5 protein-coding genes are annotated in these 5,943 nt (G+C 35.2%); 1 reads left to right on the top strand and 4 read right to left on the bottom strand.

The window, feature by feature from the left end:
- Positions 1–270: hypothetical protein (locus F6K22_RS28660; RefSeq protein ID WP_293105910.1), on the bottom strand; the 270-nt coding region annotated here is incomplete at its 3' end.
- A 560-nt stretch (positions 271–830) separates the two neighbouring features.
- Between F6K22_RS28660 and F6K22_RS28655 the strand changes: the two genes are divergently transcribed.
- On the top strand, positions 831–3,602 hold the full coding sequence (locus F6K22_RS28655; protein ID WP_293105909.1) for a hypothetical protein: 2,772 nt from the start codon (positions 831–833) through the stop codon (positions 3,600–3,602).
- Between the two features lie 1,073 nt (positions 3,603–4,675).
- Here the strand turns inward: F6K22_RS28655 and F6K22_RS28650 are convergent.
- The 3 genes from F6K22_RS28650 to F6K22_RS28640 all read right to left on the bottom strand — a co-directional run.
- Complete coding sequence (locus F6K22_RS28650; protein WP_293105907.1) at positions 4,676–5,041, bottom strand: hypothetical protein; 366 nt, start codon at positions 5,039–5,041, stop codon at positions 4,676–4,678.
- Positions 5,038–5,316: an excalibur calcium-binding domain-containing protein gene (locus F6K22_RS28645; protein ID WP_293105905.1), complete on the bottom strand. Its 279-nt coding sequence runs from the start codon at positions 5,314–5,316 to the stop codon at positions 5,038–5,040. The genes F6K22_RS28650 and F6K22_RS28645 overlap by 4 nt, the downstream gene beginning before the upstream one ends.
- Before the next feature lie 101 nt (positions 5,317–5,417).
- Positions 5,418–5,943 (bottom strand): hypothetical protein (locus F6K22_RS28640; protein WP_293105904.1); only part of this gene is annotated, 526 nt, incomplete at its 5' end.

Below are 5,943 nucleotides of genomic sequence, written 5' to 3'. Positions count from 1 at the left end.
TGGAAAATTAAGTACAGACTTAGCTACAGTTTGGAATATTTTAACATTAATAAAACCAATACGTTTAGCTAAATCAACAAATGATGACAGATGTCTAACAACTTTTTTAAAACTAGCGTTATCATTGCACTGAATCAATAGGGAGTCAGAATTTATTTCAACACCATAATATGTATTTGGAAATGTTTTGTTTATAATTCTTTTGAGATGACGTTGAAAATAACTGGTTATAAAGATGGTAAATTTATCGGGTGCAGTGTATTTTTCCATAACCCTATTTTGTAGATTATGATATCAGTTTAACACAATTACCCCTACAGTGCTACAAATGCAATCACTAAATTATGAAATAAATGTTAAGAAGTGAAGATGATACAAGTGAGAGATGGTCTAGCTCGTAAGACGTTGTGAGAGCGATTCTGAAGCGTTTAAACGACCTCTAACTCGTGTTGCTTATGATTAGTCATTAACCTAAGAATGAAGGTTAGGTGGTGTTGCAGCTTCGGTTATAAATAGACATCAAAAAACAGCCCAAAAGGACTGCTTTCTGATTCCCGGATAAGGAGATTTGCTGCTTAAACTTATTATAACAAAAACTTATTGTTTGCGTCAATAATGATAAGAAATTTGTATTAATTAAATATGTTACAACCTGTAGTAAAGATATTAATTTTATAGGTATAAATACTCACCAAAGTTTGAGGCCGTAAAATGTCCCAAAGTTTAAAATGTAGGTGTGTCAAGCATTTTAACGATAGGTGTGTTAATATGAAAATAGAGACCACCACCTGAGAAATGTTTGGCCTCTATTATTTCGTCTTATAAAAACAATGAAATTGAAAACTTCCAAAAACTCTAGTACGCGCGTTGTATTAGATGCCGAATGGCAAAAGAAACACTTAGGAAAGCTTACGCAAACCATAACCGCTTGTCTTCAAGTAATGGTCGATGGACAACCTCACATTCTTATCAACTGTGACTATTATACCACAGGAATTGAGAAAAGTGCTAGCAAATACTTCATTCCACACAAGTTTGATTTTAGGTCTAATGTATCACCCCTAGACTGGTTGTTAGACAAATTAGAAATTGTTGGGGATGTAGACCTTATAATGTTCTATTCACCAAAAGATTTGCGTGTAGCTTTCACAGACAAGATTGCTTGCGATTTATTTAAAGATAAAAAAATCAAAGACCTCAATGGATTAATGGGTAGATTTAATCGTGAAAGGCGTAGAGTTAGAGTAATGGATGTTTGGGGTATGTTCAGAGCTAATTTGAGCGACACAATCGAAGCTTTAGGTTTAAGCGATGCTATTCTAGATGCTAAAAGGATAGAGTTAGATAAAACTAAAATGCTTGATGAAATGGTTAATAGAACTGAAGAGTTTATGAAGTATGCTCATGCTGACATAGCTTCTTTAGAATTGTGTATCGAAAAAATAATTGAAGGTCACAATAACACTATGGATGCAGTTGGTATTAATCCTGAATATCACTATGATATTTCTAACTTGCCACAGACAAGTGGTGGTCAAGTATCAGGTATTATTGAGCGTTATATTTGGGATTTTGTTAAAGATAAATATAAACCTGTTTACCACTATTGCATAGCCAAATTAGGTCGTTTAAAAGATGCTAAAGGTTTGAGCAAGCATAAAGCACAACTGTTAAAGGAAACGTTAAATGCTCGTAAACAACTTGATATACGTTTGAGTATGTGCGACAATTTAGATGAAGCTTTAGAGGAAATATTAAAATTTCCACAAGCTTATGACTTTTCTATGTATGAGTTCTTGGCGTATTCCGAAGCTGGAGTGTTAGCACAGGGTAGGCAAATAGACTCCGATGCCAAATACAATGCAATCGTTTTAGGGGGACGTTGCAACAGAGAAAATCAAAGTCAAAATGTGTGGGAATATGTAGTTGATGCAGACCTTAAAAGTGCTTATGCTTCAAAGTTGAGAAGGATACGATATCCTGTAGGACTCCCTAAAGTTCTGCATTACACAACAAATGATACTCACATGACTTTTGGTGAATTTAGAAAAAAGTTAATGGGTAAGTGTGAGCAATACCTAGTTTTTGTTACAGGTAAGTTAGGTAAATTTCGACAAGATTTATTTTACTCAAAACAAATTAAACCTAACGATATTGTTAAAGCAGTATTGGATGAAGACTTTGATGGTGACATTGAAAGCTTAAAAGGAGACACAATATTACTTAAAGACCAACTTTTAAACGCCCCGATAACCACAGAGTCTTGGGAAAAGGGGTCACTCTCTATGAGTAAAGATGAACTATCTGCTTTTGATAAACTGACTGTAGTAACCGCTATGTATTATCTAAAAGCTGACAAAATGTCAGTTGAGGATTGGATGTGGGAAGTTATAAAAGACAAAGGCTCCTTCACTGGTAAGTCAAACTCAAAAGATAATAATCAAGCTATAGTTGACACACGCACTCGGAAGTATTTTGAAATCCCATTTGAAGGTCTATTTGGTGTAACTACAGACAAGCGCAATGAAGTAAAAGCAAAGTCTAAGTTACACAAAGGAACTGATTTGGGTAGAAAATTATTAGCAGAACAGACTTTCTTAAAGCTATTTAACAACACTGGTTATGGTGTATTAGCATCTGTGTACAAGCCCGTTTGCAACACACTAATAGGTAATAGAATAACCAGTGAAGTTCGTACAGCAGCTTGGATGATGGCTAAGGCTACGAATGGTTTTCAAACAATAACCGATGGTCTTGCGTATCAACCAAACAATGTTTTTAAGTTAAATACCTCCAAGTCAGATAAAAGAAAACCCAGTTTGACAGTTTTGGCTAAACAGCAGACATTAAAAGAACATCGTAATATTAGTTGTGGAAAGATGTGTGGAATAGACTGGGAAATTGAAATTAACAAGTTTGCTACCACTTATTTAACTTCTAATAATGTAGATAAGATTAAGGTTATGAGTGAATTTGCCCTTAAGCTTGACACTGCTCTAACCTCACACATTAAAGAGTTTTGGAGTAATTATGGTATTGATTTCAATTTAGAAATTGAGCATAAGATTGAAAACACAGCTTTTAAGTGGGCTTGTATAGGTAAAGCTGATTACGCTTTTGACTCTATATTTGGAGAGCGTAAATACAAAGTTCGTGGAAGCAAGCATTATCCTACTAATCCTAAGTATTTTGACCGGGAGTTAAAACATAATCCAAAATTTGATGATTTGGATAACTTATTAGACGGTAAAGATGATTTTGATAAGAACCGAACTTATGAAAGTGTTAGTTTATTAAGTCCTGGTGAATTTTGTCATATTCAAAAATGCCCCAACTGGTCTCGTAAAGAAGAAAAAAATCTAATGCCTGGAGATGAATTGGTAAGAGAACGGAAGTTGCGATATAACAACATCTATGCAGATTTAGATGTTAAAGGTGAAGATAACTTAGAAGCGTTTAATAGACGTAAGAGGAGGTACAACGAGAAAATGAAGGTTGAAGGTGTTTCAGTTTTAAAACCAATTTTTGAACAACATGGTGATGAAGGTTTAAACTCAGTATTAGACCGTATGCACAAGGATAGATTGAAAAAACACGAGTAAATTACTCTTGCCGTGAAAGGTGTTTTTTATCCTAAAATGTCTTATCACGGCAATGGCCAACCTAGACACAGTAAGGGTTTCAGCCGTCGCATCGTATGTTAGGGGATAAAACAAGTACCCCAACATACCCGACCGCTCTAAACCAACATCTTATTTAGGGTGTTAATTCTACTCTAATACTAAGACTCAACTCGCTGAAACCCTTGCTATGACTAGAGTGGCCTTTGACCCGGTTGGCTAAAAACTACTTAATTTAACTAACCGGGTCAATTCCCTAAACTTAAAAAACACTAACTTTTGAATTTTGTTACAATTATAAATCATACTACATTTTATACCGCTCTGACTTGAAATTCGTACAACAATCAATTATTTTGAATACTGTTACAACAATCTAAAATGAATATTAAAAAGATTCTAATTATATTACTGACTGCAATCGCATTAATCACAATTTATAACTTAACTACACCTAAGTTAAATAAGGATAATGAAGTGATGTTGTACTGCTAATAGTAAGACTTCACGCTGCTCTCACGCCCTCTACACTCCCTCGCGCTGGTGCGCTCACTCACTTCGCTCTTACGCGCTCGTTTGCTATAAGCAATAATTATAATAAGGTAAAAATAGAGAAACAGTAAGGCTCACTTCGTTCGCTGCGCTCAGGTGTTCGCGCTGAAGACTCTGTGGGAAAAGGATTGCCGTAGGCTTTAGCCAGCATAAGGTCAGTATACGTTTAAGCTATAAGTACGATATTCAGTAATCAAGTTTAGTTTTAGCAGACAGTTAATAATATTTAGCTAGAACCACCTGACTAGACACCTATCTAGTAACCACTTTACACCCCACTAGACAGCAAATAATTGTGGGACATTTAGATACGATAATATATTTCCGTTGTTAAGAGGCCAAATTATAGATGTAGTATAAAATGCGTTTATACTAATGTCGTATAAAATGTTACTGACCCCACCCTTTGGGAAGGAAAGTCCGCACACGCATCACTAGCCTAATGTTTCTTGTTAACGTCCTTTACACCTGTACCCTGGCAACGGTTGTGCTTATCGAACTGTTTATTGTTGTGAAGGTGGTTGTGGTAATCCGTTCTCAGCTACCCATTGGTTGTAAGCTTCAGTAACATCTTGTGGATTAGTTTCCTCAAAATGGTCGGGTGTCGTTAGAAATGAGGGGGTTTTACTCCAAGCTTCATCATAACTATCGCACATAGTCACTTTATCATCAAGTATGTGAACAAAACGACCATCAGCACATTTATAGATTTGGAGTGTCATAGCACCATCATTAAACGCTCCAACAAACCTGACATCATAGATTTCTAAAATGTAGCCTTCATCGTCACACTCAGCACTGAAAAATATTTCATTGTCTGGTTCATAACCGTTGTAGAGTTTCCTACTCCACATAAATCGCTTAGTCATTTTGATTCTGTTTTAGTGTTAGGTTCTGTATCACTAATACCATAATTCTCACAAGCTACACCATCTTTATCACCATCCAATTTGTGAGGGTCTGACTCTAAGCCTTCGACTTCAATAACTATTATGGATTTACCAATGTCTGCACAATCTAAATCAGTTTGATTAGATTCAATGCAAATAGTTTCTCCAGATACAGTTGTAGGATATTGTGGTAAACAATTGGTAGCTTCTAATTGCGCCAGTAACATTCCATTAATTAGTAGATGCTCAAACATAATAAATAGTGTGTTAGTTTGAGTCTATGCTAATCTTTGTTTGTCTAATAAGTATGAGGATTTAGACCAACAGTTGGTTATAGTCCTCACACATGATTGCTTTAACTGTAAGAGAAACTTCCTATAACACATTCCTGATTGCAAAAGTTGACAAGTTCAAAGTCTGCACACAAATCAAATAGTTTAGGTGGCGAGTCTGGATTAGGATTCATAATGTCTGCAACACTAAATCCTTTATACTCATACCCTACCAACTTTTTATCACGCTGTAGAAAACTATCCTTCCGTTCCCATTCATCCTCATTCCAAAAGCGACGTGCATTGATACCTAATATATTGGGAGATGTGACAACTTTATTTTTACCAGATGGTGATAGCACAACTGATGACGATACAAGTATAATACCATCTTTTGATAAAGACCTACTGCAATCGCCTTGATAAACATACTCTAAATATTCTTGACTTTGTTTCAGATTGTTAGTTGTCATAGTTGATATTGGAAAATTAAGTACAGACTTAGCTACAGTTTGGAATATTTTAACATTAATAAAACCAATACGTTTAGCTAAATCAACAAATGATGACAGATGTCTAACAACTTTTTTAAAACTAGCGTTATCATTG

The sequence above is a fragment of the Okeania sp. SIO2F4 genome (assembly GCF_010672385.1).
Classification (GTDB): Bacteria; Cyanobacteriota; Cyanobacteriia; order Cyanobacteriales; family Microcoleaceae; genus Trichodesmium.
The sequence above is the reverse complement of the archived record's forward strand: the minus strand, read 5'-3'. Positions and strand labels throughout refer to the sequence as shown.